This is a genomic window from Pseudomonas sp. BP01, assembly GCF_022760795.1.
Taxonomy (GTDB): Bacteria; Pseudomonadota; Gammaproteobacteria; order Pseudomonadales; family Pseudomonadaceae; genus Aquipseudomonas; species Aquipseudomonas putida_Q.
Genome location: NZ_JAFBKA010000031.1, coordinates 15,700 through 41,734 on the forward strand (window position 1 = coordinate 15,700; position 26,035 = coordinate 41,734).

The 26,035-nt window shown below is 62.7% G+C and carries 26 protein-coding genes; 2 read left to right on the forward strand and 24 right to left on the reverse strand.

Going from position 1 to position 26,035, the window contains the following annotated elements; all coding sequences use genetic code 11:
• The first annotated feature begins 6 nt into the window (after positions 1–6).
• Entirely contained in the window at positions 7–2,562 is a 2,556-nt protein-coding gene (locus JOY50_RS22730; protein ID WP_243055885.1) for a sulfite reductase flavoprotein subunit alpha, read from the forward strand.
• 128 nt (positions 2,563–2,690) lie between these two features.
• On the opposite strand, the gene JOY50_RS22735 is transcribed toward JOY50_RS22730, so the two are convergent.
• From JOY50_RS22735 to trmJ, 21 genes are all read right to left on the reverse strand, one after another.
• Positions 2,691–3,482, reverse strand: coding sequence for an amidohydrolase (locus JOY50_RS22735; protein ID WP_132844059.1), 792 nt, complete (start codon positions 3,480–3,482; stop codon positions 2,691–2,693).
• The gene (locus JOY50_RS22740) at positions 3,470–4,618 is read right to left on the reverse strand and encodes a pyridoxal phosphate-dependent aminotransferase (protein ID WP_132844062.1); all 1,149 of its coding nucleotides are present in this window, start codon (positions 4,616–4,618) and stop codon (positions 3,470–3,472) included. Before JOY50_RS22740 ends, JOY50_RS22735 begins: the two co-directional genes overlap by 13 nt.
• 210 nt (positions 4,619–4,828) lie before the next feature.
• Entirely contained in the window at positions 4,829–6,292 is a 1,464-nt protein-coding gene (gene der, locus JOY50_RS22745; RefSeq protein WP_019472658.1) for a ribosome biogenesis GTPase Der, read from the reverse strand.
• Positions 6,293–6,408: 116 nt separating this feature from the next.
• Positions 6,409–7,551 carry an outer membrane protein assembly factor BamB gene (bamB, locus tag JOY50_RS22750; protein WP_019472657.1) on the reverse strand — a complete coding sequence of 381 codons (1,143 nt, stop codon included), beginning with the start codon at positions 7,549–7,551 and terminating at the stop codon, positions 6,409–6,411.
• Entirely contained in the window at positions 7,552–8,193 is a 642-nt protein-coding gene (locus JOY50_RS22755) for a tetratricopeptide repeat protein (protein WP_016501391.1), read from the reverse strand.
• A 39-nt stretch (positions 8,194–8,232) separates the two neighbouring features.
• On the reverse strand, positions 8,233–9,522 hold the full coding sequence (gene hisS / locus JOY50_RS22760; RefSeq protein WP_132844065.1) for a histidine--tRNA ligase: 1,290 nt from the start codon (positions 9,520–9,522) through the stop codon (positions 8,233–8,235).
• A 25-nt stretch (positions 9,523–9,547) separates the two neighbouring features.
• On the reverse strand, positions 9,548–10,657 hold the full coding sequence (ispG, locus tag JOY50_RS22765) for a flavodoxin-dependent (E)-4-hydroxy-3-methylbut-2-enyl-diphosphate synthase (RefSeq protein ID WP_016501393.1): 1,110 nt from the start codon (positions 10,655–10,657) through the stop codon (positions 9,548–9,550).
• Positions 10,658–10,660: 3 nt separating this feature from the next.
• Entirely contained in the window at positions 10,661–11,683 is a 1,023-nt protein-coding gene (locus tag JOY50_RS22770) for a RodZ domain-containing protein (protein WP_243055887.1), read from the reverse strand.
• The gene (gene pilW, locus JOY50_RS22775; protein WP_138737810.1) at positions 11,680–12,441 is read right to left on the reverse strand and encodes a type IV pilus biogenesis/stability protein PilW; all 762 of its coding nucleotides are present in this window, start codon (positions 12,439–12,441) and stop codon (positions 11,680–11,682) included. The genes JOY50_RS22770 and pilW overlap by 4 nt, the downstream gene beginning before the upstream one ends.
• A gap of 14 nt (positions 12,442–12,455) precedes the next feature.
• Positions 12,456–13,601 (reverse strand): 23S rRNA (adenine(2503)-C(2))-methyltransferase RlmN, encoded by a 1,146-nt coding sequence (gene rlmN, locus JOY50_RS22780; RefSeq protein ID WP_016484976.1) that lies wholly within the window; start codon positions 13,599–13,601, stop codon positions 12,456–12,458.
• A 28-nt stretch (positions 13,602–13,629) separates the two neighbouring features.
• Positions 13,630–14,055, reverse strand: coding sequence for a nucleoside-diphosphate kinase (gene ndk / locus JOY50_RS22785; protein WP_012316140.1), 426 nt, complete (start codon positions 14,053–14,055; stop codon positions 13,630–13,632).
• An 88-nt stretch (positions 14,056–14,143) separates the two neighbouring features.
• Positions 14,144–14,344, reverse strand: a complete 201-nt coding sequence (gene iscX, locus JOY50_RS22790) for a Fe-S cluster assembly protein IscX (protein WP_003248529.1) — start codon at positions 14,342–14,344, stop codon at positions 14,144–14,146.
• A gap of 10 nt (positions 14,345–14,354) precedes the next feature.
• Positions 14,355–14,696, reverse strand: coding sequence for an ISC system 2Fe-2S type ferredoxin (fdx, locus tag JOY50_RS22795; RefSeq protein ID WP_019472653.1), 342 nt, complete (start codon positions 14,694–14,696; stop codon positions 14,355–14,357).
• Between the two features lie 3 nt (positions 14,697–14,699).
• Entirely contained in the window at positions 14,700–16,562 is a 1,863-nt protein-coding gene (gene hscA, locus JOY50_RS22800; protein ID WP_132844070.1) for a Fe-S protein assembly chaperone HscA, read from the reverse strand.
• A 42-nt stretch (positions 16,563–16,604) separates the two neighbouring features.
• Complete coding sequence (hscB, locus tag JOY50_RS22805) at positions 16,605–17,126, reverse strand: co-chaperone HscB (protein WP_019472651.1); 522 nt, start codon at positions 17,124–17,126, stop codon at positions 16,605–16,607.
• 8 nt (positions 17,127–17,134) lie between these two features.
• The gene (gene iscA, locus JOY50_RS22810; protein ID WP_019472650.1) at positions 17,135–17,458 is read right to left on the reverse strand and encodes an iron-sulfur cluster assembly protein IscA; all 324 of its coding nucleotides are present in this window, start codon (positions 17,456–17,458) and stop codon (positions 17,135–17,137) included.
• Between the two features lie 28 nt (positions 17,459–17,486).
• Positions 17,487–17,873 (reverse strand): Fe-S cluster assembly scaffold IscU, encoded by a 387-nt coding sequence (iscU, locus tag JOY50_RS22815; protein ID WP_003248539.1) that lies wholly within the window; start codon positions 17,871–17,873, stop codon positions 17,487–17,489.
• 46 nt (positions 17,874–17,919) lie between these two features.
• Complete coding sequence (locus JOY50_RS22820; RefSeq protein ID WP_132844072.1) at positions 17,920–19,134, reverse strand: IscS subfamily cysteine desulfurase; 1,215 nt, start codon at positions 19,132–19,134, stop codon at positions 17,920–17,922.
• 46 nt (positions 19,135–19,180) lie between these two features.
• Entirely contained in the window at positions 19,181–19,672 is a 492-nt protein-coding gene (gene iscR / locus JOY50_RS22825; RefSeq protein WP_008092572.1) for a Fe-S cluster assembly transcriptional regulator IscR, read from the reverse strand.
• Between the two features lie 179 nt (positions 19,673–19,851).
• On the reverse strand, positions 19,852–20,637 hold the full coding sequence (gene cysE, locus JOY50_RS22830) for a serine O-acetyltransferase (RefSeq protein ID WP_016501401.1): 786 nt from the start codon (positions 20,635–20,637) through the stop codon (positions 19,852–19,854).
• A gap of 3 nt (positions 20,638–20,640) precedes the next feature.
• Positions 20,641–21,396 (reverse strand): tRNA (cytosine(32)/uridine(32)-2'-O)-methyltransferase TrmJ, encoded by a 756-nt coding sequence (gene trmJ, locus JOY50_RS22835; protein WP_026034598.1) that lies wholly within the window; start codon positions 21,394–21,396, stop codon positions 20,641–20,643.
• A 151-nt stretch (positions 21,397–21,547) separates the two neighbouring features.
• Between trmJ and suhB the strand changes: the two genes are divergently transcribed.
• A complete protein-coding gene (gene suhB / locus JOY50_RS22840; RefSeq protein WP_012270588.1) occupies positions 21,548–22,366 on the forward strand; it encodes an inositol-phosphate phosphatase in 819 nt (272 codons plus the stop codon).
• Positions 22,367–22,570: 204 nt separating this feature from the next.
• Here the strand turns inward: suhB and JOY50_RS22845 are convergent, their stop codons facing one another.
• The 3 genes from JOY50_RS22845 to secD all read right to left on the reverse strand — a co-directional run bounded on the left by JOY50_RS22845 (position 22,571) and on the right by secD (position 26,016).
• On the reverse strand, positions 22,571–23,113 hold the full coding sequence (locus JOY50_RS22845) for a glycine zipper 2TM domain-containing protein (protein ID WP_026034597.1): 543 nt from the start codon (positions 23,111–23,113) through the stop codon (positions 22,571–22,573).
• A gap of 121 nt (positions 23,114–23,234) precedes the next feature.
• The gene (secF, locus tag JOY50_RS22850) at positions 23,235–24,143 is read right to left on the reverse strand and encodes a protein translocase subunit SecF (protein WP_019472644.1); all 909 of its coding nucleotides are present in this window, start codon (positions 24,141–24,143) and stop codon (positions 23,235–23,237) included.
• 10 nt (positions 24,144–24,153) lie between these two features.
• Complete coding sequence (secD, locus tag JOY50_RS22855) at positions 24,154–26,016, reverse strand: protein translocase subunit SecD (RefSeq protein ID WP_019472643.1); 1,863 nt, start codon at positions 26,014–26,016, stop codon at positions 24,154–24,156.
• Between the last annotated feature and the right edge of the window lie 19 nt (positions 26,017–26,035).

Below are 26,035 nucleotides of genomic sequence, written 5' to 3' on the forward strand. Positions count from 1 at the left end.
ATCGATGTGGTGAAGAAGACGCTGTTCCAATTGCACTGGTTCTTTGGCATCACCGCTGGCCTGGTGCTGGCCTTGATGGGCATCACCGGGGCCCTGTACTCGTTCCAGGAAGAACTGCTGCGCGCGTTCAATGCCGATGTGCTCAAGGTCGAAGTGCGCGCCGAGGGCGTACTGCCGCCGGCCGAGCTTGTGCAACGGGTCGAGGCCCAGCAACACGACAAGGTGTCGATGCTGTGGGTGGACGTGCGTGAAGGCAATGCCGCACGCATCTTCTTTACGCCAGCTCCGGGCGAGCGCCGTGGCGAGCTGCGCTATGCCGACCCCTATACGGGCGAACTCAAAGGCGAAGTGGCCGGGCAAGGCTTCTTCAACCTCATGCTCACCCTGCACCGCTTCCTGGCCATGGGCGACACCGGCCGGCAGATCACCGGCGCCTGCACCCTGATGCTGGTGTTCTTCTGCCTGTCCGGCCTGTACCTGCGCTGGCCGCGCAAGGCGCTGGACTGGCGCACCTGGCTTACTTTCGACTGGGCCAAGAAAGGCCGTGCCTTCAACTGGGACCTGCACGCCGTGGCTGGTACCTGGTGCCTGCTGTTCTATCTTCTGTTCGCCCTCACCGGCCTGTTCTGGTCCTATGAGTGGTACCGCGAAGGCCTGAACAAGCTGCTGGCCGACGCGCCAGCCGCCGGCCAGCAACAAAAACGCGGCGAAGGCCGTGGCCGCCACGGGCCGCAGAAGGTCGACAAGAACGCCCCGCCGCTGGTGGTCGACTATGACGCCATCTGGGCCAACCTCAAAAACGCCGCAGGGCCAGGCCTTGCCGCCTACAACCTGCGCCTGCCACCGGTTGGCGGCCAGCCGGCCAACCTGTTCTACCTGCTGGACAACGCCGATCACCCGCGCGCCTTCAACACCCTGGAACTGGACCCGGCCACCGGCCAGGTGAAAAGACACGACCGCTACTCCGACAAATCCTTCAAGACCCAGCTGCTGCAGAGCGTCTACGCCCTGCACGTGGGCGAATACTTCGGCCTGCCGGGGCGCATCATCGTCACCATCGCCAGCTTGACCATGCCGCTGTTCTTCGTCACGGGCTGGCTGCTGTACCTCGACCGCCGCCGCAAGAAGCGCCAGGTCCGCGCAGCCCGTGGCAACGTTGCCAGCAGCAACGCCAGCGACGACAGCTGGCTGATCGGCTTTGCCAGCCAGAGCGGCTTTGCCGAACAACTGGCCTGGCAAAGTGCTGGCCAGTTGCAGGCAGCCGGCTTGCCGGTGCAGGTACGCGCGCTGGCCGAACTGCGTGAAGACGATCTGCGCCAGGCTCGCCGCGCATTGTTCGTGGTCAGTACCTTCGGCGATGGCGAAGCACCCGACAGCGCCCGCGCCTTCGAGCGCAAGGTGCTCGGCCAGCCCTGGCCGCTGAACAACCTCAACTATGCCCTGCTCGCGCTCGGCGACCGCCAGTACCCGCACTTCTGCGGCTTCGCCCGCCGCCTGCAGGCGTGGCTGGGGGAACGCGGTGCCAGTAGTGCATTCAGCCCGGTGGAGGTGGACAACGCCGACCAGGCCGCCCTGCAGCAGTGGCAACAGGAGCTGGCGCAACTGACCGGCGCCCAGCCAGTGGCCGCCTGGCAGCCGCCAAGCTTTGGCAACTGGTCACTGGTGCGTCGCGAACTGCTCAACCCGGGCAGCCAGGGCCAGCCGGTGTACTTGCTTGGCCTGCTGGCTGAAGAGCCTGCCAGTTGGGAAGCCGGCGACCTGGTTGAAATACTGCCGCTCAATGGGCAGCCACGGATCGACGCGTTCCTCAAGGGCATGGCGCTGGACGCCAGCGCCCGGGTGCACGTGAATGGCCTGGGCGAAACACTTGCCCAAGCCCTCGCTGGGCGCCAGTTGCCGGCGCGCCGTGATCACCTGATCGGCTTGCACCCGCAAGCGCTGGTCGACGCGCTGGTGCCGATCGGCAGCCGCGAATACTCCATCGCCTCCATCGCCAGTGATGGCGCGCTGGAGCTGATCGTGCGCCAGGAGCGCCATAGCGATGGCAACCTGGGCCTGGGCTCCGGCTGGCTCACCGAATACCTGCCATTGAACGGCACGCTGAGCCTGCGCCTGCGGCGCAACAGCGGCTTCCACCTGCCGGAGACGGCAGCACCGATGATCCTGATCGGTAACGGCACCGGCCTGGCCGGCCTGCGCAGCCTGATCCGGGCCCGGGTAAACGCTGGCGAGCAGCGCAACTGGCTGCTGTTTGGCGAGCGTAATCGGGCGCATGACCTGCTGTGTGGTGACGAGCTGCAAGGCTGGCTCGAGCGTGGCGACCTGGCACGCCTGGACCTGGCGTTTTCGCGGGATCAGGCCGAGAAAGTGTATGTGCAGGATGTGTTGCTGCAGCAAGCCGAGGAATTCAAGCGCTGGGTGGCGGATGGCGCCTGCGTGTATGTCTGCGGCAGCCTGCAAGGGATGGCTGCGGGGGTGGATGCGGCGCTCAACGGCATGCTTGGGGAGGCCGCTGTGCAGCAGTTGATCGAGGATGGGCGGTATCGGCGGGATGTGTATTGATCATTCATTGATGTAGCCGGTGCTGGCCCTATCGCCGGCAAGCCAGCTCCCACAGGTACAGCACCGGGCCCGAGGGCAGTGGCTACCTGTGGGAGCTGGCTTGCCGGCGATAGGGCCGGTACAGGCTGTCAGTGGAGTTCGAAGGTATCGGCATCCAGGTTGGCCGGGAACTTGGACCGGTACGCCGCCAGTTCCGCCGCACTCAACACGGCTGTAAACACCCCGTCTGCCTCGCCAGCACTAAGCAGGCTCTCGCCCTGGAAGTCCAGCACCTGGCTGTCGCCCGAGTAAGCGAAGCCCTTGCCGTCCGTGCCCACCCGGTTCACTGCCGCCACATAGCACAGGTTCTCGATGCCCCGCGCCGGCAACAGGCGGTTCCAGTGTTGGCGGCGCGCAGCCGGCCAGTTGGCGGTATACAACAGCAGGTCGGTGTCCTGGGCGTCACGGCTCCACACCGGGAAGCGCAGGTCGTAGCAGATCAACGGGCGAATCCGCCAGCCCTTGAGCTCGAACTGCACCTGGCGTTCACCTGGGGTGTAGTGCTTGTGCTCACCGGCCATGCGGAACAAGTGGCGCTTGTCGTAGTGCAATATCTCGCCGTCCGGCCGGGCCCACAACAGGCGGTTGCGGTGGCTGCCATCGGCGGCCTGGATGATCACGCTGCCGGTAATCACCGCGTTGCACTTCTTCGCCTGGGCCTTGAGCCATTTGTAGGTCGGGCCGTTTTCCGGCTCGGCCAGGCTTTCGGACTGCATCGAGAAGCCGGTGGTGAACATTTCTGGCAGGATCACCAGGTCCACCTCCCCCACCTGCTCCAGCAGCACCTCGAAGTGTGCATAGTTGGCCTCGCGGTCGTGCCAGGCCAGGGTCGTTTGCACCAGGGCGACTTTCAGGTTGGGCAGTGTGCTCAGATCGCGCATAGTCGTTCCGCTGCCTGACGCAGCGTCTCCTCACGTTTGGCAAAGCACAGGCGTACCAGGCGTTGCTCGGGGATGGGTTGCTGGTAGAACACCGATACCGGGATGCTCGCCACGCCGTGCTCGCGGGTGAGCCATAGCGACATGTCGACATCGTTCAGGTCCGGGCGGATCTGCGAGTAGTCCACCAGCTGGAAATAAGTGCCCGCCGTGCGGGTAAAGTCGAAGCGTGAGCCTTCCAGCAAGCCGCAGAACAGGTCGCGCTTGGCCTGGTAGAAAGCCGGCAGTTCATCGATATGCTCAGGGTGCTCGGCCATGAAGTCGGCCAGGGCGCACTGCAGCGGCGTCACGCCACAGAAGTTGACGTACTGATGCACCTTGCGCAGCTCTGCACTCAACGCCGGCGGCGCGATCACATAGCCGGTCTTCCAGCCAGTCACGTGGTAGGTCTTGCCGAACGAGCTGACCACAAAGGCACGTTGATACAGCTGCGCGTGGGCCAGCACGCTGGCGTGGCGGACGCCGTCGTACACCAGGTGCTCGTAGACCTCATCGCTGACCAGGTAGATATCGCGGTCGGCAACAAGCATTGCCAACTGCTCAAGATCTTCGCGGGTGATCAGCGCGCCACTGGGGTTGTGCGGCGAATTGAGGATGACCATGCGGGTGCGCGGGCTCAGGGCATCGCTGAACTTCTGCCAGTCGATACGGAAGTCGCCGTCGCTCAGCTGCACATGCACGCAGCGGCCACCGGCCAGTTCCACCGACGGCTCGTAGCTGTCGTAGCACGGGTCGAAGACAATGACCTCGTCACCGGCGTGGACCACTGCCTGGATGGCACAGAAGATCGCCTCGGTGGCACCGGGGGTGATGGTCACCTCCTGGTCGGCATCCACCTGTGCGCCATACAGCCGCGCCACCTTGGCCGCCACCTGCTGGCGCAAAGCCGGCAGACCGGTCATTGGCGAATACTGGTTGTGCCCGGCAGCCACATGCCGACCCACTGCATCGAGCAGGGCCTGCGGGCCGTTGAAATCAGGGAAACCCTGGGACAGGTTGAGCGCGCCAGTCTGCACGGCGAGCTGGGACATGGTGGTGAAGATGGTCGTGCCGACATTCGGCAGTTTACTGCGGATCATGGAGCCCTCTTTCCTGGGGTGTATCCGGCACGGGGTGGAGTCCGAGCATAGCGGATCAAGCAGTCAGGAAAAAGGTTGAAACAATAGGGGGATTGCTTTGGATCAAAGGGCCTCTTCGGGGTGAACCCGCTCCCACAGGTGCTGCACAATATTCAAAATCTGTGGAGGACCTGTGGGAGCGGGCAAGTCCGCGAAGAAGCTGACGCGGAATCAGCGCTTGTCGCGGCGCTTCTTCTCGGCCTTCTTGTGGTGCGACATCAAGCGGCGCTTCTTGTTGACCTGGCGGTCGGTGAGGGTGTTCTTCTTGCCCTCGTACGGGTTCTCACCACCCTTGTACTCGATGCGGATCGGCGTACCGACCAGCTTCAGCACACGGCGGTAGGTGTTTTCCAGGTAACGCGAGTACGACTTGGGAATGCTCTCGGTCTGGTTGCCGTGGATCACGATCAGCGGCGGGTTGGCACCACCGAGGTGGGCATAGCGCAGCTTGATTCGGCGGCCGTTGACCAGCGGTGGCTGGTGCTCGCTGACAGCATCTTCGAGGATCTGCGTCAGGCGGCTGGTTGGCCAGCGGGTCACAGCCGAGGTGAACGCGGCCTGCACCGACTTGTACAGGTTGCCCACACCGGTGCCGTGCAAGGCGGAGATGAAGTGGATATCGGCGAAGTCGACGAAGAACAACCGGCGCTCCAGCTCGGTCTTCACGTAGGCGCGCTCACCCGGCTCCATGCCATCCCACTTGTTCAGCGCGATGACGATGGCGCGGCCGGCTTCGAGGGCGAAGCCCAGCAGGTTCAGGTCGTGGTCGACCACCCCTTCACGGGCGTCCATGACGAAGATGACGACGTTGGCGTCTTTGATCGCCTGCAGCGTCTTGACCACCGAGAACTTCTCGACTTCCTCGTGGATCTTGCCGCGCTTGCGCACCCCGGCGGTGTCGATGAAGGTGTACTTGTCACCATCACGCTCGAACGGGATGTAGATACTGTCACGGGTAGTACCCGGCTCGTCGTAGACCACCACACGCTCTTCGCCGAGCATGCGGTTGACCAGGGTCGACTTGCCGACGTTCGGGCGGCCGATGATGGCGATCTTGATGCCATCCTTCTCGCTCGGGCCAGGAATGCGCACGGCCTCCTCGCCTTCGGCGACGTCCTGGTCGAGGGCTTCTTCCTCGGCATCACGCGGCAGGTGGCCAAGCACGGCTTCCATCAGGGCGCTGATACCACGGCCCTGGGAGCCTGCCACCGGAATGGCGTTGCCCATGCCCATCGGCGAGAACTCGGCGCGCGCAACATCAGGATCGATGTTGTCGATCTTGTTGGCGACCAGAATCGCCGACTTGTTACGCTTGCGCAGGTGCTCGGCAATCATCTGGTCGGCGGCGGTCATACCGGCGCGGGCATCGACCAGGAAGAGCACGTAGTCGGCTTCTTCGATGGCCATGAGCGACTGCTCGGCCATTTTTTCGTCCATGCCCACTTCGTCACCGGTAATACCGCCGGTGTCGATCAGGATGAACGAACGACCCTGCCAGCTGGCATCACCATACTGGCGGTCACGGGTCAGGCCCGACAGGTCACCCACGATTGCATCGCGGGTTTTGGTCAGGCGGTTGAACATGGTGGATTTGCCGACGTTCGGGCGGCCCACCAGGGCAATTACGGGAACCATCGGCTCTCCACTCTCGAATTCTTGAAAATGCAAAGGCCGCTGCAAGGCAGCGGCCGGAGTTTGGGCGGCGTGTCCTACGCCGCGGCTTGAAGCCCGCCAAGGCTTCAAGCATAGCTTCAGCGGATGGTCAGTGCCTCGAGCTTGCCGCTGTTGCCGAAGACATAGATGGTGTCGCCGACCACAAGTGGGCGGGCGCGCAGGCCATCGCTGTCGATACGCTCACGGCCGACGAAGCGGCCATCCACCTGGCTCAGCAGGTGCAGGTAACCTTCAAAGTCACCCACAGCCACGTAGCTGCTGAACACTTCAGGGGCGGTCAACTGGCGGCGAGCCATGCTGTCGTTGCTCCACAGCGCACTGGAAGAGCGCTCATCCACGCCTTCCACGGTACCTGAGGCTTCACTGACGTAGACGTTACCGAAGCCCTGGGCGACACCCACATAGCTGGAAGCATCGCGCTGCCACAGCTCGCGGCCGCTTTCCAGGTCCAGGCCCGCTACACGGCCCTGGTAGGTGCTGACATACAGGGTACCACCAGACAGCAGCAAGCCGCCGTCGATATCAACCACACGGTCCAGCTCGGAACGGCCCTTAGGGATGGCCACGCGGCTTTCCCACACCGGCACACCGTTGTTGATGTCTACCGCAACCACCTTGCCGGTGGACAGGCCGGCGACGGCCAGGCGGTTGGTGGCGATCGGTGCACCGGTGCCACGCAGGGTCAGCACGGCCGGGGAGTTCTCGTAGATCCAGCGGCGGTCGCCAGTGGTGGCGTCCAGGCCGATCAGGCGGTCGTCCTGGGTCTGCACCACGACCACGTCACCGTTGTTGGCAGGCGGGGCCAGGACTTCGCTGGTCACGCGCGAGCGCCAACGCTCTTCACCGGTGCTGGAGTCCAGGGCGATGACTTCACCCTTGAGGGTGCCGAGCATGACCAGGCCGTAGCCCACGCCAACCGCGCCGGAAACCTGCAGCTCCAGGTCCTTCTTCCACACCACGTCACCGGTGATGCGGTCGAGGGCGAAGACTTCGCCATTGACGTCGGAGGCGTAGATGCGGTCGTTCTCGATAGCCGGTACCAGGGTGTTGTAGGTCTCACCCTGGCCGTCACCGATCGAACGGCTCCACTGCTTCTTCAGCACCACTTCCTCGGTGAACTTGGTCAGCTCGGCCGGGGGCAGTTCCTTCTTGCTGTTGCTGCTGCAACCGGCGGCCAGTACGGCCAGGGTCAGCACTGCTGCATGTTTCCAACCGATCACTTACGCGTCCCCTTTAGCCAGGTCATCCAGCTTCAATTGCAGGCCACCGACCGCCGCCTCATCGGACAGCGCAGCCTTGGCTTTTTCGTAAGCGCTGTGCGCGTCGTCGGCGCGACCCAGCTGTACCAGCAGGTCACCCTTCAACTCTTCACGGCTGGCCAGGAAGGCTTTGTCGGCGTCGCCGTCGAGCAGCTTGAGGGCATCCTCGGCCTTGTTCTGGGCTGCCAGCACGCGTGCCAGACGCTGGCGCGAAATCTCGCCCAGGGTCACGTCGGCCGGCTTGTCCAGCACGCCTTTGAGCTCGGCAGCGGCGTCGTCGAGCTTGCCGCTCTCGACCGCGACCTTGGCCACGAACAGGCTGCCGTACTGGGCATAGGCGGTACCGCCAAACTCGCTCTTGAGCTTGCCGGCCAGTTCCGCAACCTTGGTGGCGTCTGGCTGGCCAGTCGGCGTCAGGCTGGTTTCAAGCAACGCCTGATACAGCTGCGAGGCACCTTGCGACTGGTTGTTCTGGTATTTGTGCCAGGTATTCCAGCCCAACACCACAACGCCCGCCAGCAATGCGCCAGTCAGCAGCGGCTTGCCGTTGCGGTTCCACCAGTCCTTGACCCCTGCCAGGTCATCATCATCGGTACTCGACACCCCAATACTCCTTTTCGCCTATTCGCTTGTTGAACCGCGTTACGCTTGCGCGATCGCGGTTTCCAGGTGCTCTGCAAGAGCATCCCAGGCAATGTTCTGTTGTTCGCCCTGGCCACGCAGCGGCTTGAAGCCGATTTCTTGCCTGGCCAGTTCCTCGTCACCGAGGATCAGGGCGAACAGCGCCCCGCTCTTGTCGGCTTTCTTGAACTGGCTCTTGAAGCTGCCACCGCCGGCGTTCACCGCCAGGCGCAGGCCCGGCAAGCGGTCGCGCAGGGTTTCGGACAGGCGCAGGCCAGCCAGCTCGGCCTGCTCACCGAAGGCGCACAGGTAAACGTCGATCTGGCGGCTGATGGACGCCGGCACCTTGCCCAGGGTTTCCAGCAGCAGGATCAGGCGCTCGATACCCATGGCGAAACCGACGCCAGTGGTCGGCTTGCCGCCCATTTGCTCGACCAGGCCGTCGTAGCGGCCACCGGCGCACACGGTGCCCTGGGAACCGAGCTTGTCGGTGACCCACTCGAATACGGTCTTGCTGTAGTAGTCCAGGCCACGCACCAGCTTGGTATTAATCACGAACGGAATGCCGGCGGCGTCCAGGCGGGCCTTGAGGCCCTCGAAGTGCACGCGCGAGGCTTCGTCCAGGTAATCTTCCAGCTTCGGCGCACCCACCAGCACCGCCTGGGTGTTCTGGTCCTTGCTGTCGAGGATGCGCAGCGGGTTGCTCTTCAGGCGGCGCTGGCTATCTTCGTCCAGTTGCTCCAGGCGCGCCGAGAGGAACTCGACCAGCGCGTCACGGTAGCGCGCGCGGGCTTCGCTGGTACCCAGGCTGTTTAGCTCCAGCTTGACCGCGTCCTGGATGCCCAGCAGGCCCCAAAGGCGCCAGGTCAGCATGATCAGCTCGGCATCGATGTCCGGGCCGTCCAGGTTGAACACTTCCACGCCAATCTGGTGGAACTGGCGGTAGCGGCCCTTTTGTGGGCGCTCGTGGCGGAACATCTGGCCGATGTACCACAGTTTTTGCACCTGGCCGTTGCCGGTGATGCCATGCTCCAGCACGGCACGGACGCAAGCGGCGGTGCCTTCGGGACGCAGGGTCAGCGAATCGCCGTTACGGTCCTCGAAGGTGTACATCTCTTTTTCGACGATGTCGGTCACTTCACCGATCGAGCGCTTGAACAGCTCGGTGAACTCGACGATCGGCGTGCGGATCTGGCTGTACCCGTAGGTGTCCAGCAGACCGGCCACGGTGCCTTCGAAGTAGCGCCACAGTGGCGACTGTTCTGGCAGGATGTCGTTCATGCCACGGATGGCTTGCAGCGATTTGCTCACGAAAAGTCCTTACGAATTCTGTGTGTCAGCCACGGGCGATCAGCGCCGCGTCGGCTTCGACCTTTTCGGCCGCTTTCTGACGGATGAGCCTTTCCAGCTCATCGACCAGGTTGTCATTGGTCAGTTTCTGCGCCGGCTTGCCGTCGATGTAGATCAGGTTCGGCGTGCCGCCGGTCAACCCCACATGGGCTTCCTTGGCTTCACCGGGGCCGTTGACCACACAACCGATCACCGCCACGTCCAGCGGCACCAGCAGGTCTTCCAGGCGCCCTTCCAGCTCGTTCATGGTCTTGACCACATCGAAGTTCTGCCGCGAGCAGCTCGGGCAGGCGATGAAATTGATGCCACGCGAACGCAGGTGCAGCGACTTGAGGATGTCGTAGCCCACCTTCACTTCTTCGACCGGGTCGGCCGCCAGCGAGATCCGGATGGTATCGCCGATGCCCTCGGCCAGCAGCATACCGAGGCCGACGGCGGATTTCACCGTCCCCGAACGCAGGCCACCGGCTTCGGTGATACCCAGGTGCAGCGGCTGCACGATCTGCTTGGCCAGCAGACGGTAGGCTTCGACGGCCATGAACACGTCGGAGGCCTTGACGCTGACCTTGAAGTCCTGGAAGTCCAGGCGGTCCAGATGCTCGACGTGGCGCAGGGCCGACTCGACCAGCGCCGCCGGGGTCGGTTCGCCGTACTTCTTCTGCAGGTCCTTTTCCAGGGAACCGGCGTTAACGCCGATACGGATCGGGATACCACGGTCGCGGGCAGCGTCGACCACGGCGCGTACACGGTCTTCGCGGCCGATGTTGCCCGGGTTGATACGCAGGCAATCGACGCCCAGTTCGGCCACGCGCAGGGCGATCTTGTAGTCGAAGTGAATGTCGGCGACCAGCGGCACGCTGACCAGTTGCTTGATCTTGCCAAACGCCTCGGCCGCGTCCATGTCCGGTACCGAAACCCGCACGATATCCACGCCGGCATCGACCAGGCGCTGGATTTGCGCCACGGTGGCGGCGACATCGTTGGTGTCGGTGTTGGTCATGCTCTGCACCGCGATAGGTGCATCACCACCCACCGGCACATTGCCGACCCAGATTTTGCGGGATTCGCGACGTTTGATCGGAGATTCGCCGTGCATGACTTACTGTCCCAACTTCAGGCGAGCAGTCTCGCCACTGGTGAACGGGGCAACATCGACGGCCTGGCCGTTGTAGCTGACCTGGGCGCCACGGGCAAAGCCCAGACGCACCGCGAACGGCGGCTTGCCGGTCAGCTCGAGGTTGTCCCCCTTGCGCTTGACGGCGCTGAACAGCACCTTGCCGTTGCCATCGGAGACCTGGGTCCAGCAATCGGCGGTGAACTGGATGGCGACCTTGGCGCTGCCTGCCGGTACTGCGGCTGGCTCCGCAGCGGCCACGGCGGCTGCAGGTGCTACAGGCGCGACGGCGGCCGGTGCAGGGGTAGCCGGTGCTGCCGGAGCAGGCGCTACGCTGGCTGCAGGTTGCACAGGCACCTGCTGGGCGGGTGCTGCGGCAGCCGTTGGCGCCGGGTTTGCCGGAGCCTGTTCTGCGGCCGCGGCAGGCTGCTCGGCAGTGCCATGCTCCAGTGCCAGCGGCGCGCTTTCGGGCTGCTGGCCTGCGGTAACAGCCTGATCTTCAGGCTCGTCGAGCGGGTGAATCTGGGTGGTGCCGTCGGCGCTTTCGACTTCGACGTGCTCCAGGGCCATCTTGGCCAGGTCCTTGCCACGCAGGCTGCCCTGGTCCTGCCACCAGACGAAGCCACCGCCGACCACGGCCACCAGCAACAGCAGGCTGACGCCGCGCAGAATATTGTGCGACAGGCGTACTGGCTCTTCGATACGCCCCAGCGAGTGCACATCGCTGCCTTTGGCGTGGGTACCGGTGTAGCGGTCGAAGGCATCTACCAGGGTGGCCTGGTCAAGGTCCATCAATTTGGCATAGGCGCGGATATAGCCACGGGCGAAGGTATGACCGGGCAGCTTGTCGAAGGCGCCGGTTTCCACATGGTTCAACGAACTGACAGTGAGGTTGAGCTTGCGGGCCACCTCGGCTTGAGACCAGTCCCGTTTCTCACGGGCCAGGCGCAAAAGCTCACCGGGGTTCTGGCCAGGCGCTACTGCTACTTCGGGATGCGCGGCGTTCATCGTTGCTCCGACAGGTATTGCTGATATTCCGGCGTACCGGGATAAAGTCGTTGTAATTGCTGGCCCAGCTCGGCCAGTGTGCCCTGCTCGTCGAACACCCTGGCAAGGCGGCTACCCAGCAGCAGGCTACGGGCATCGTGGTCGCTCAACTGGCTGAAACGATCGTAGTAGTCCCGGGCCGGCACATAATGCCTGTTTTCGTAGGACAACTCAGCCATTTCCAGCAACGCTTTCGGTTGCCGCTGGTTGAGTTGCAACGCTTTGAGCAGATACACGTGAGCCTGGTCGCGGCGTTCGAGCTTCAGGGCAGTCAGGCCCAGGTTCTCGTAAACGCGCGAGCGCTCAGGATACAGGGTATCGCTACTGGCCAGGCGAAACATCTGCTTGGCCTCGGCAAATCGCCCCTGAGCATAAAGGAAACTGCCATAGTTGTTGCGGATTCGCGTATCGCCAGTGCGGGCCTGCAGGGCCTTGCGAAAGTGTGCTTCGGCCAGCAACGGCTCACCTTCGGCCTGGAACACCAGCGCCAGGGCGGCGTGCGCGTCGGCATCACGGCTGTCCAGGGCCAGGGCCTTGCCCAGCGGCGCCTTGGCCTGCCCGGTCAAACCCTGTTGCAAATAACCCAGGCCAAGCTGCACATAAGCCCGCCCCGCCTCCGCCCTGCCCTGGCGGCTGGCCAGGGGGTCGCCCGCGCCGCCCGACACGCAGCCGGCCAGCAGCAAAAGCGCAAGGATCGACAGCGCAGCGCGCAGGCTCATGGGCTAAGTCCCGGTCAGTGGCTGGCGGCGCTGTCTTGCAGCTCGACGTCCGCGGAAAGCTGGCGTACGGCGATGTAGCGCTCACTGCGACGGGTACGGTCGTTGACCTGGCCGACCAGCTGGCCACAAGCGGCATCGATGTCCTCACCACGGGTGGTACGGGTGGTGACGTTGAAACCACCGTGGTGCAACAGGTCCTGGAAGCGACGAATGGCGTTGTTGCTCGGCCGCTCGTAGCCCGAATGCGGGAATGGGTTGAACGGGATCAGGTTGATCTTGCACGGCACATCGCGCAGCAACTCGATCATTTGCGCGGCATGCTCAGGCTGGTCGTTGACGTCCTTGAGCAGGGTGTACTCGACGGTGAGCACACGCTTGCCACCCAAGGTGGACATGTAGCCCATGCACGACTCCAGCAGCACTTTCAGCGGGTACTTCTTGTTGATCGGTACCAGCTTGTTGCGCAGTTCGTCGTTCGGTGCGTGCAGCGACAGGGCCAGCGACACGTCGATGTGCTTGGCCAGTTCGTCGATCATCGGCACCACGCCCGAGGTGGACAAGGTGACGCGACGCTTGGAAATGCCATAGCCCAGGTCATCCATCATGATTTTCATGGCGGCGATGACGTTGTCGAAGTTCAGCAAGGGCTCGCCCATGCCCATCATGACCACGTTGGTAATCGCGCGGTCGACTTTGGCAGGAACGGTCCCGAAGGATTTGTTGGCAAGCCACACCTGGCCGATGACTTCAGCGGCAGTGAGGTTGCTGTTGAAGCCTTGCTTGCCAGTGGAGCAGAAGCTGCAATCCAGGGCACAGCCGGCTTGCGACGATACGCACAGGGTGCCGCGGTCGTCGGTAGGGATGTAGACGGTCTCGACGCAGCTGCCGGAGGCAACGCGGATCACCCACTTACGGGTGCCGTCGGCGGAAATGTCCTCACTGACCACTTCCGGTGGGCGAATCTCGGCAACGGCCTCAAGCTTTTCGCGCAAGGCCTTGCCTACGTTGGTCATGGCCGCAAAGTCGGACACGCCAAAATGGTGAATCCATTTCATCACCTGGCCGGCACGGAAGCGCTTCTCCCCGATTGAGTCGAAGAATTGTTCCATTTCCGGCTGGGTCAGACCCAACAGGTTGATTTTGCCAGTAGATGTCGTCATGGATTCACCCTCACCCGTAAGCTTTCGCTTAGCGAGTGGTTACCTCGGTAGCAGCGAAGAAGTAAGCGATTTCGCGAGCAGCAGCAGCTTCGGAGTCGGAACCGTGAACGGCGTTGGCGTCGATCGACTCGGCGAAGTCAGCACGGATGGTGCCGGCAGCAGCTTCTTTAGGGTTGGTAGCGCCCATCAGCTCACGGTTCAGAGCGATGGCGTTTTCGCCTTCCAGAACCTGAACAACAACCGGGCCGGAAGTCATGAAGGCAACCAGGTCACCGAAGAAGCCGCGCTCGCTGTGCTCAGCGTAGAAGCCTTCGGCTTCGGCTTTGGACAGTTGCTTGATTTTCGAGGCAACGATTTTCAGGCCGGCTTCTTCGAAGCGGGTAGTGATCTTGCCGATGACGTTTTTGGCAACTGCGTCAGGCTTGATGATCGAGAAAGTACGTTGAACAGCCATGGAAAACTCCAGAATATGAGTGTTACGAAAAATTAAACCCGCGAATTATACGCGGGTTTCAGGGGATTGCCTAACCTGCAAGTGACGCTTAGTCGGCTTCGTCGATCCAGGCAGCCTGGATTGCCTCGAGCACTTTCTCACCGCCGCGTGACGGATCGTCGCTGAATTCTGGCAATGCCAGCACCCAGCGGTGCAGGTCCACGAAATTCACATAACGAGGATCGACCTCAGGCTTGCTTTCTGCAAGCTGGATGGCGATCTCAAGTACATCAACCCATTTCAAGCTCATGTACAGGACCTCAGTGCGGTGCTTCGGCAGCGTGGTTGAGCGAATACTTGGGGATCTCGATGGTCAGGTCGGTGTCACCCACGACCACCTGGCAGCCAAGGCGCGACTGCGGTTCCAGGCCCCATGCCTTGTCCAGCATGTCCTCTTCCAGCTCGTCGGCTTCTTCGAGCGAATCGAAGCCCTTGCGCACGATGCAGTGGCAAGTGGTGCAGGCCTTGACGCCGCCGCAGGCGCTTTCCATCTCGATGTGATGGTCGTGGGCCAGTTCAAGGATGTTGGTCCCGGGCTCGACCTCCACGGTCAGCCCTTCTGGGCAGAACTTCTCATGCGGCAGGAATGTCACCAGCGGCATCGGTTACTCCTCGATCTCATTCAGGTTGCGCCCGGCCAGTGCGGCTTTGACCGTCGAATCAAGGCGACGGGCGGCAAATGCGTCGGTCACCTGCGACAGACGCTTGGTCTGTTGCTCGATGGCTGCGCCATCGGTGCCGGCCAGCAAATCACGTAGTTCTTGCATCTGGAATGCAATGGCGTCGCGCTCGTCACTGCTGAGCAGGCGTTCACCGTCGGCGTCCAGGGCGCCCTGTACCGCTTCGAGCAGGCGCTCGCCGTCCACCTGGTGCTCACGCAACTGGCGGGCCTGCTTGTCGGAACCTGCGTGTTCGAAGGAATCCTTGAGCATGCGGGCGATTTCGCCGTCGGTCAGGCCGTAGGACGGCTTGACCTGAATGCTGGCTTCCACGCCCGAACCCAGTTCGCGAGCCGCAACGCTGAGCAAGCCGTCGGCATCCACCTGGAAGGTGACGCGAATTTTTGCAGCGCCGGCAACCATCGCCGGGATACCGCGCAGCTCGAAACGAGCCAGCGAGCGGCAGTCGCTGATCAGCTCACGCTCGCCTTGCAGGACGTGGATCATCATGGCCGACTGGCCATCTTTATACGTGGTGAACTCCTGGGCACGCGCCACCGGAATGGTGGTATTGCGCGGGATCACTTTCTCCATCAGCCCACCCATGGTCTCAAGACCCAGGGACAGCGGGATGACGTCAAGCAGCAACAGCTCGCCACCTTCGCGGCGGTTGCCGGCCAGGGTGTCGGCCTGGATGGCGGCGCCAATGGCCACCACCTGGTCAGGGTCGATCGAGGTCATCGGGGCGCGGCCAAACAGCGCGCCCACGGCTTCACGCACACGCGGGACACGGGTAGAACCACCCACCATGACCACGGCACTGACTTCTTCAAGCTCCACACCACTGTCGCGCACGGCGCGACGGCAGGCCTTGAGGCTGCGGGCAACCAATGGCTCGATCATGGCTTCGAAGGCAGTGCGGCTCAGGTCGCCCTGCCAGCTGCCATGGCTGACGCTGACCACGTCGGTGTCGGTCAGAGCTTCCTTGGCGGCGCAGGCGGTTTGCAGCAACGCACGTTGGGTGGCCGGGTCCAGGTCGGACGACAGGCCAGCCTGCTCGATGATCCAGCCGGCAATGGCGTGGTCGAAATCGTCACCGCCCAGGGCAGTGTCCCCACCGGTAGCCAGCACTTCGAATACACCCGCAGTCAGGCGCAGGATGGAAATATCGAAGGTACCGCCGCCCAGGTCATAAATGGCCACCACGCCTTCGGCGTTCTGGTCCAGGCCATAGGCCACAGCTGCTGCGGTCGGCTCGTTGAGCAGGCGCAGCACGTTCAGGCCAGCCAGGCGCGCAGCGTCCTTCGTGGCCTGGCGCTGGGCGTCATCGAAATAGGCCGGTACGGTAATCACCGCACCTACCAGCTCGCCACCCAGGGTCGCTTCGGCGCGTTCGCGCAGGACCTTGAGGATATCGGCGGACACTTCCACAGGGCTTTTCGGCCCCTGCACGGTGTCGATGAACGGCATGTGCGACTCACCGCCGACAAAGCGGTATGGCAGCTGCTCACCCAGTTGCTTGACGTCGGCCAGGCCGCGCCCCATCAGGCGCTTGACCGACAGCACGGTGTTCAGCGGGTCGCTGGAGGCGGCATCACGCGCAGCCTGCCCCACTTCGTTGCGCCCTTCGAGGTAGCGCACCGCGGACGGCAGAATGACGTTACCCTGCGCGTCAGGCAGGGGCTCGCTACGGCCGCTGCGCAGTGCAGCAACCAGTGAGTTGGTGGTACCCAGGTCGATCCCCACCGCCAGGCGGCGCTGGTGCGGCTGAGGGCTTTGACCGGGTTCGGCAATCTGCAGTAGGGCCATGCTTATCTGAATACCTTAGGTGCCATCACGGGCAGCACCGGGTTAATCGTCGAGGCGCTCTTCCAGCTGGCGCACTTCTTGGGCGAGCTTGTCGAGGAACTGCATGCGGCGCATCAGGCGCTCGGCCTGGTCGCGCTCGCCTGGGGCGTCCCAGCAGGCGGCAAAGTCCTCGTTCAGTGTGTCCTGCGCGGCCTTCAGGCGCTTCTTGAACACAGCGACACCGTCAAGGTCGGCTTCGTCCTGCAGCTCTTCGAGCTCTTCACGCCACTGCATCTGCTGCAACAGGAACTGCGGATCGTGGACCGTGACTTCCTGGGGCACTTCGTGGCCGCTGATGGCCAGCAAATAGCGGGCGCGACGCGGCGCACTGCGCAGCGTCTGGTAGGCGTCGTTGAGGGCGGCGGACTTTTCCAGCGCTACGCGCTGCTCACGCTCGGAGGCGTCGGCAAAGCGATCGGGATGGACTTCGCGGGCCAGCTCGCGATAGCGAGTGGCCAGCTTGTCCAGATCCAGGCGGAAGCTTGGCTGGAGGTCAAACAATGCGTAATGACAAGGAGTACCCACAGCCAGCCTCAAACGTTGAAGCTTTCGCCGCAGCCACACTCACCGCGCACGTTGGGGTTGTTGAACTTGAAGCCTTCGTTCAACCCTTCCTTGACGAAATCCAGCTCGGTGCCGTCGAGGTAGACCAGGCTCTTGGGATCGATGATCACCTTCACGCCGTGGTTCTCGAACACCTGGTCTTCGCCCGCCAGTTCGTCGACGAACTCCAGCACGTAGGCCAGGCCCGAGCAACCGGTGGTGCGCACGCCCAGGCGAATGCCTTCACCTTTGCCGCGCCCTTCAAGGGAGCGGCGAATGTGGTTGGCGGCGGCTTCTGTCATGCTGATAGCCATCAGGACTCCTTACCTTGCAACAGGCGACTTAGATCAAGCCTTTCTTCTGCTTGTAATCGCGTACAGCTGCCTTGATGGCATCTTCAGCGAGTACCGAGCAGTGGATCTTGACCGGCGGCAACGCCAGTTCTTCGGCCAGCTGGGTGTTCTTGATGGTTTCGGCTTCGTCCAGGGTCTTGCCCTTCATCCACTCGGTGGCGAGGGAGCTGGAAGCGATGGCCGAACCGCAGCCGTAGGTCTTGAACTTGGCGTCTTCAATGACGCCCTGCTCGTTGACCTTGATCTGCAGGCGCATCACGTCGCCGCAAGCCGGGGCGCCGACCATGCCGGTGCCAACGTCCGGGTCTTCGGCATTCATCTTGCCGACGTTGCGCGGGTTTTCGTAGTGGTCGATGACCTTTTCACTGTATGCCATGGTGCAATTCCTTCCTCATCAGGGAGCCGCTCTTGCCGGCGACTGCTTAGTGGGCGGCCCACTCGATCTTGGAGATGTCAACGCCGTCTTTGTACATGTCCCACAGCGGCGACAGCTCACGCAGTTTGTTGACGGCCTCGCAGACTTTCTGCGCGGCGTAGTCGACTTCTTCTTCGGTGGTGAAGCGGCCGAAGGAGAAGCGGATCGAGCTGTGCGCCAGCTCGTCGTTGCGGCCCAGAGCGCGCAGTACGTACGACGGTTCGAGCGATGCGGAGGTGCAGGCCGAACCGGACGATACGGCGATGTCCTTCAGCGACATCAGCAGCGATTCGCCTTCGACGTAGTTGAAGCTCAGGTTAAGGTTGTGCGGCACGCGGGCGGTCTGGCTACCGTTGACGTACAGCTCTTCAAGGTCCGAGACCTGCTTGAAGAAGCGGTCGCTCAGAGCCTTGATACGCACGTTTTCGGCGGCCATTTCCTGCTTGGCAATGGCGAACGCTTCGCCCATGCCGACAATCTGGTGGGTCGGCAGAGTGCCCGAACGCATGCCGCGCTCATGGCCACCACCGTGAATGATGGCTTCAAGACGTACACGCGGCTTGCGGCTGACGTACAGCGCGCCGATGCCTTTCGGGCCGTAGACCTTGTGCGCCGAGAACGACATCAGGTCGACTTTCAGCTTTTGCAGGTCGATTTCCACCTTGCCGGCCGACTGCGCGGCGTCGACGTGGAACAGCACACCACGCGCACGGGTCAGTTCACCGATGGCAGCGATGTCGTTGATCGAGCCGACTTCGTTGTTAACGTGCATCAGCGAGACCAGGATGGTGTCGTCGCGCAGCACCGCTTCTACCATGGCCGGGGTGACGATGCCGTCTTCGCCCGGTTCCAGGTAGGTGACTTCGAAACCTTCACGCTCCAGCTGGCGAGCGGTATCCAGGACCGCCTTGTGCTCGATCTTGGAGGTGATGATGTGCTTGCCCTTGGTCTGATAGAAGTGCGCAACGCCCTTGAGTGCGAGGTTGTCGGACTCGGTGGCACCGCTGGTCCAGACGATTTCGCGCGGATCGGCATTGATCAGTTCGGCAACCTGACGGCGACCGTTCTCGACCGCTTCCTCGGCTTTCCAGCCGAAGACGTGGGAGCGCGAGGCCGGGTTACCGAAGTTCCCGTCGACCAGCAGGCAGTCGGCCATTTTCTGGGCCACACGTGGGTCGACCGGGGTGGTCGCGGAGTAATCGAGGTAGATCGGCAACTTCATTTGTCTCTCCTATCAGGCGGTGGCGTCGCTCGTCGTCCCTGGGGGATCAATCGACGGCGGACGTCTCAATCTTGTCCAGCTGGGCGGTTCGGCCTGCGACACGACGCAGGTCCTGGCGCTGGGCAACTTCCTGCACCTCACGGCGCATGACGAGGTCGGCCAGGCTGATGCCGCTGAGGAATTCATGGATCTGCTGGCTGAGGTCGCACCACAGGTGGTGGGTCAGGCAGGTATCACCGGCATGGCAGTCCCCAAGCCCTTGGCAACGGGTAGCATCGACCGATTCGTTGACCGCATCGATGACCTGGGCCACCTGGATGGTTTCCATGCCCCGCGACAGCTGGTAGCCACCGCCTGGACCGCGCACGCTGGAGACCAGGCTGCTACGGCGCAGCTTGGCAAACAACTGTTCCAGATAAGAGAGGGATATGCCCTGGCGCTCGGAAATGTCGGCCAAAGACACCGGCCCATGCTGCGCGTGCAACGCCAGGTCAAGCATGGCAGTCACGGCGTATCGGCCTTTGGTAGTCAGTCGCATGGCTATTGGGTACCACGGGAGTTTCGGGATGTGTACGAGTATGCGATTCCCGAGCATTTAAGTCAACTATTAGACCTACTGCTTTAGTCGGGTTTGCATCGGGGAGGCGGGCGCGATTGTAGCAGACGAGGGGCGTGAGCACACGCCCCGTATGTCACCATGACTTCAGTGCGGCGCAATCAATGCGACTGAGTGTCGCGCTGGGCCACCTGGGCAACCTCGGTAAAATCATCTTCCGGCAGGGCCGGCAGCTCCTTGGCGCAGTAGTCGCTGCCCATCTTGGTCAGGGCGCCACACATGCCCTCCAACCGCTCGTCGACCGCCTGCAAATGGTCGAGCATCTGCCCGATGGCACGCGCAACCGGGTCGGGCATGTCGCCGCTGACACCGTAGGCATCGAAGCCGATCTTCTCGGCCATGGCCTTGCGCTTGGCCTCGACTTCGGTGTCCTCGCTCTTGACGATGATGCGCCCCGGGATACCCACCGCCGTGGCGCCGGCCGGCACGGCCTTGGTCACCACCGCATTGGAGCCGATCTTGGCCCCGGCGCCGACGGTGAACGGTCCCAGCACCTTGGCCCCCGCCCCCACCACCACGCCGTTTTCCAGGGTGGGGTGGCGCTTGCCTTTGTTCCAGCTGGTGCCCCCCAGGGTCACGCCCTGATAAAGGGTGACGTCATCGCCGATCTCGGCGGTTTCGCCGATGACGATGCCCATGCCGTGGTCAATGAAGAAGCGCCGGCCGATGGTGGCACCGGGATGGATCTCGATACCGGTCAGCCAGCGGCCGAAGTTGGACACCAGCCGGGCCAGCCACTTGAAATCACGCTTCCACAGGGCATTGCCCAGGCGGTGCAGCCAAATGGCATGCATGCCCGGGTAGCAGGTGAGCACCTCGAAGGCATTGCGCGCAGCCGGGTCACGGTGGAATACGCTTTGAATATCTTCACGCAGGCGTTCGAACATCTGTCAGTCCTTCCGTTTATGCGGCTCGCCCCGGACCACTTTCTGGGTCTCGGTGAGGATGCCGCGCAAAATGCTCATTTCCGTACGCTCGACCGCCACCCGCCCATACAGCCGGCGCAGGCGCGGCATCAGGTGCTTGGGTTTTTCGGGGTCGAGGAAGCCGATGCCCACCAGGGTTTTCTCCAGGTGGTCGTAGAACAGCTCCATTTCGTCCATTGTCGCCAGCTCGCTGGCGTCAACCTTCTCGACTTTGCCCGGCGCCTCACCGGCAGCCAGCGATGCCATGCGCACCTCGTAGGAGAGCACCTGCACAGCGGCCGCGAGGTTCAGCGAGCTGAAGTCGGGGTTGGAGGGAATGTGCACGTGGAAGTGACATCGCTGCAGTTCTTCGTTGGTCAGGCCGGCATGTTCGCGCCCGAACACCAGGGCGATCTCTTCACCACCCTTGGCATGCTCCACCGCCTTGGCGCCGCACTCGCGCGGGCCAATCAACGGCCAGGGGATGCTGCGCTCACGGGCGCTGGTACCCATCACCAGGTTGCAGCCGACCAGCGCCTGTTCAAGGCTGTCGACCACCTGGGCGTTAGCCAGCACATCGTCGGCGCCCGAGGCGCGGGCACTGGCTTCCAGGGCGGGGAATTCTTTCGGCTGCACCAGCACCAGGCGCGACAAGCCCATGTTTTTCATGGCACGCGCAGCGCCGCCGATGTTGCCGGGGTGGCTGGTATTGACCAGAACAACACGAATATTTTGCAGCAAGGTGTTGTGCTCACAGATGCAGGAATCAGGGCCTTCGATCTTACAGAACCGACAGACGTAACGCCATGAAAGCAAATGTGACACTTCTGCCGACAAAGTTTTCTGCTAGAATGATCGGCTTTCTTCTTTAACATCTCCAGGTGACCCGCCCATGCAGCCTATGCTGAATATCGCCCTGCGCGCCGCTCGCAGCGCCAGTGAACTGATTTTCCGCTCCATCGAACGCCTGGATAGCATCAAGGTGGACGAGAAAGAGGCTAAGGACTACGTTTCCGAGGTTGATCGTGCCGCCGAGCAGAAGATCGTCGACGCGCTGCGCAAGGCCTACCCGAACCACTCCATCCAGGGTGAAGAGACGGGCATGCACGCGGGCACCGGCGAAGAAGGTAAAGACTACCTGTGGATCATCGATCCACTGGACGGTACCACCAACTTCCTGCGCGGCATCCCCCACTTCGCCGTCAGCATCGCCTGCAAATACCGTGGCCGCCTTGAGCACGCCGTGGTGCTCGACCCGGTACGCCAGGAAGAATTCACCGCCAGCCGTGGCCGTGGCGCCCAGCTCAATGGCCGTCGCCTGCGCGTCAGCTCGCGCACCAGCCTGGAAGGCGCCCTGCTGGGTACCGGCTTCCCGTTCCGTGATGGCCAGATGGCCGACATGGACAACTACCTGGGCATGTTCCGCGCCCTGACTGGCCAGACCGCCGGCATCCGCCGCGCCGGCTCGGCCAGCCTGGACCTCGCCTACGTGGCCGCTGGCCGCTTCGACGCCTTCTGGGAGTCGGGCCTGTCCGAATGGGACATGGCAGCTGGCGTGCTGCTGATCCAGGAAGCCGGTGGCCTGGTGAGCGACTTCAACGGTGGCCACGACTTCCTCGACAAAGGCCACATCGTTGCAGGCAACATCAAGTGCTTCAAGGCCGTGCTGACCGCTATCCAGCCGCACCTGCCAGAGAGCATGAAGCGCTAAGCGCCAATTGCCAGAAAGCAAAAAGCACCCCTCGGGGTGCTTTTTTTGTGCCCAGAGCTTACGCGGTCCTTGTAGGAGCGGCCTTGTGTCGCGATGGGCTGCAAAGCAGCCCCGGGGATCTCTGATGGATCATAGAACCTGGGGCCGCTGCGCGCCCCATCGCGACACAAGGCCGCTCCTACACAAAGCAGACCGCGTACGAAATTACTGGGCAGCTTCGCTCAGGATCAACTTGCCATTCTTGTCCAGCGGAATGGTCGACCCTGGCTCGCGATCCATCTTCACCTTGCCTACCTGATCACCGATGGAATAGGTCACGTTGTAACCCACCACCTTCTCGCTGATGTCATTGACCGTATTGCAGCGGGTTTGCGTGGTGGTGTAGGTGTCACGCTGCTGCATGCCTTCCTGCACCTTGTTACCGGCATAACCACCACCGACCGCACCGGCCACGGTAGCGATCTTCTTGCCGGTACCACCGCCAATCTGGTTACCCAGCAAGCCACCTGCCAGCGCACCGACCACGGTACCGGCAATCTGGTGCTGGTCCTTGACCGGCGCCTGACGCGTCACGGCCACGTCCTTGCATACTTCACGCGGGGTCTTCACCTGCTGCTTGATCGGCTGCACGTCAGTCACCTGAGCGACTTCGGGGCCTTTGTTCACCAAGCTGTAGGTCGCCACAGCACCTCCGGCTGTTACACCGACAGCACCCAGCACCGCACCCACCAGCATTGATTTGTTCACGTGAACCTCCTGATCGTACCAGCGGGTATCAACCCGCGCTTCTCCCAGCCTTGGAGCAAAAAAAAAGGCGCGAGTTCAACACTCGCGCCTTTTGGTCGCCGTACGGCGTAGGGACGGGGCCTTACGGGCGCTCGTCCACACCTTCAGCCTTGACTGGAGGGATCAGGTCTTCGCTGTTAAGGTTCAGCCAGATCAGGACCACGTTGGCGATGTAGATCGACGAGTAGGTACCAGCCATTACACCGATGAACAGGGCCAGCGAGAAGCCGAACAGGTTGTCGCCACCGAAGAACAGCAGCGCGGCAATGGCCAGCAAGGTCGAAACCGACGTGGCGATGGTGCGCAGCAGGGTCTGGGTGGTCGAAACGTTGATGTTCTCGATCAGCGAGGCCTTGCGCATGACGCGGAAGTTCTCACGTACCCGGTCGAACACGACGATGGTGTCGTTCAGCGAGTAGCCGATGATGGCCAGCACCGCCGCCAGTACCGTCAAGTCGAAGGTGATCTGGAAAAACGACAGGATACCCAGGGTGACCACCACGTCGTGGATCAGCGAGATGATCGCACCCACGGCGAACTTCCACTGAAAACGGAAGGCCAGGTAGATAAGGATGCCGCCCAAGGCCATGAGCATGCCCATGCCGCCCTGGTCACGCAGCTCTTCACCCACCTGCGGGCCAACAAACTCGACACGCTTGAGCGTGGCCGGGTTGTCGCCGCCGGCCTTCTGCAGAGCAGCGGCCACCTTGTTACCCAGCTGCGGGTCATCGCCCGGCATACGCACCAGCAGGTCGGTGGTAGCGCCGAAGCTCTGCACCACGGCCTCGTGGAAGCCGGAATCGACCAGCTCGGCACGCACCGCCTTGAGGTCGGCCGGGCGCTCGTAAGTCAGCTCGATCAGCGTACCGCCGGTGAAGTCCAGGCCAAAGTTGAGGCCCTTCTGCCACCAGCTGAACAGCGCCAGCACGGTGAGGAGCACGGTAATGGCGAACGCGACATTGCGCACGCCCATGAAGTTGATGGTTTTCATCGCAGCTCCCTCAAACCCACAGCTTCTTGATGTCACGCCCGCCGCAGGTCAGGTTGACCATTGCGCGGGTCACCATGACGGCGGTGAACATCGAGGTGAAAATCCCGAGGGACATGGTTACCGCAAAGCCTTTGACCGGGCCGGTACCCATGGCGAACAGGATACCGCCGACCAGCAGGCTGGTCAGGTTGGCGTCGATGATCGCGGTGTAGGCGCGGTTGAAGCCTTCGTGGATGGCGCGCTGTACCGACATGCCGGCTTTCAGCTCTTCGCGGATACGCGAGAAGATCAGCACGTTGGCGTCTACCGCCATACCCATGGTCAGCACGATACCGGCAATACCCGGCAGCGTCAGGGTGGCGCCCAGCAGCGACATCAGCGCCAGCAGCAAGACCATGTTGCCCGCCAGGGCGATGGTGGCGATCACGCCAAAGCCGCGGTAGATGGCGATGATGAACAGCGAGACGAACAGCATGCCCCACAGCGACGCATCGATACCCTTGGTGATGTTGTCGGCACCCAGGCTTGGGCCAATGGTACGTTCTTCGGCGAAGTACATCGGCGCGGCCAGACCACCGGCACGCAACAGCAGGGCCAGCTCGGACGATTCGCCCTGGCCGTTCAGGCCGGTGATGCGGAACTGGCTGCCCAGCGGCGACTGGATGGTCGCCAGGCTGATGATCTTTTTCTCTTCCACGAAGCTTTGTACGGCAACGTCTTTCTCGACGCCGTCGACGGTCTGCTTCACGTAGCGGGTCACCGGCTTCTGCTCGATGAAGATCACCGCCATGCTGCGGCCGACGTTGCTGCGCGTAGCACGGCTCATCAGCTCGCCACCGTGGCCATCCAGGCGGATGTTCACTTGTGGACGGCCGTGCTCGTCAAAGCTGGCCTGGGCATCGGTCACCTGGTCACCGGTGATGATCAGCCCGCGCTCGACCGGAGCAGAACGGCCGCCTTCACGGAACTCGAATACTTCGGTAGTGGCCTTGGACGCACCTGGTTCGGCACCAAAGCGGAACTCCAGGTTGGCGGTTTTACCGAGAATACGCTTGGCTTCGGCAGTGTCCTGCACACCAGGCAGCTCGACCACGATACGGTTGGCGCCCTGGCGCTGTACCAGCGGCTCAGCCACGCCCAGCTCGTTGACACGGTTGCGGACGGTGGTGAGGTTCTGCTTGATCGAGTATTCGCGGATCTCGGCAACTTTGGCCTGAGTCAGCGCCAGACGCAGCACGGCGAGGTCGTTGCGCTCGGTGGTGGTCAGGTCGAAATCATTGAAATTCTTGCGGATCAGGGCACGTGCCTGTTCGCGGGTTGCATCGTCAGCGAAGCCCAGCATGATGCCGCCATCCTGCTGAGGCAGGCTGCGGTAGCGGACGCGCTCTTTGCGCAGCAAGGTCTTGACCTCGCCTTCGTAGACTTTCATGCGGGCCGTCATGGCCTTGTCCATGTCCACTTCCAGCAGGAAGTGCACACCACCAGACAGGTCCAGGCCCAGTTTCATCGGGCTTGCACCCAGGTTGCGCAGCCATTGCGGGGTAGTTTGTGCCAGGTTCAGGGCCACGACGTAATCATCGCCCAGGGCCTTGCGCACGACATCCTTGGCTGGCAGCTGGTCTTCCTGGTTGGTCAGGCGGATCAGCCCGCTGCCCTTCTCACCCAGGCTCGCGCCCTTGACGGTGATCTTGGCATCGACCAGCGCCTTGCTGACGCGATCGAGGTCGGCCTGGCTCACCTGCAGCGCCGAGCTGGCACCGCTGATCTGTACCGCCGGGTCATCCGGGTAGAGGTTAGGAGCGGAATAAATGAAACCGACCACCAGTACCAGCACGATCAGTGCATATTTCCACAGAGGGTATTTGTTCAGCATCACGCCGCCCGTTCAAGAC